At 68.2% G+C, this 541-nt stretch carries 1 protein-coding gene; it reads left to right on the top strand.

Annotated features, from left to right (window positions below; translation table 11 throughout):
- A partial coding sequence (locus tag A7W11_RS00005; protein WP_328587192.1) for a malic enzyme-like NAD(P)-binding protein occupies positions 1–541 on the top strand: 541 nt, incomplete at both ends.

The raw sequence follows: 541 nt of genomic DNA, 5'->3' as shown, positions 1-541 counted from the left end.
CTGGCCAATCCCACGCCGGAGATCCTGCCGGAAGTGGCGCACGCGGTGCGCGACGACGTGGTCATGGCCACGGGCCGTTCGGACTATCCGAACCAGGTCAACAACGTGCTGTGCTTTCCGTACATCTTCCGCGGCGCGCTGGACGTGGGCGCGACCACCATCACGCGCGAAATGGAGATGGCGGCGGTGCACGCCATCGCCAAGCTGGCGCAGGAAGAGCAGAACGAAGTGGTGGCGGCCGCCTACGGCACCTACGACATCTCGTTCGGCCGCGATTACCTGATCCCCAAGCCGTTCGACCCGCGCCTGATCGTGCGTATCGCGCCGGCGGTGGCCCGTGCCGCGATGGACGGCGGCGTGGCCACGCGCCCGCTGGCCGACCTGGATGCCTACGTCGAACAGTTGCAGCAGTTCGTGTATCACTCGGGCGCGTTCATGAAGCCGCTGTTCGGCGCGGCCAAGCGCATGGTGCGCGAGGGCGCGAAGTCGCGCATCGTGTTCACCGAGGGCGAGGACGAGCGCGTGCTGCGCGCCGTGCAGG

This window comes from Bordetella ansorpii (assembly GCF_900078315.1).
Taxonomy (GTDB): Bacteria; Pseudomonadota; Gammaproteobacteria; order Burkholderiales; family Burkholderiaceae_B; genus Bordetella; species Bordetella ansorpii.
This window is presented reverse-complemented; position numbering and strand designations above follow the sequence as displayed.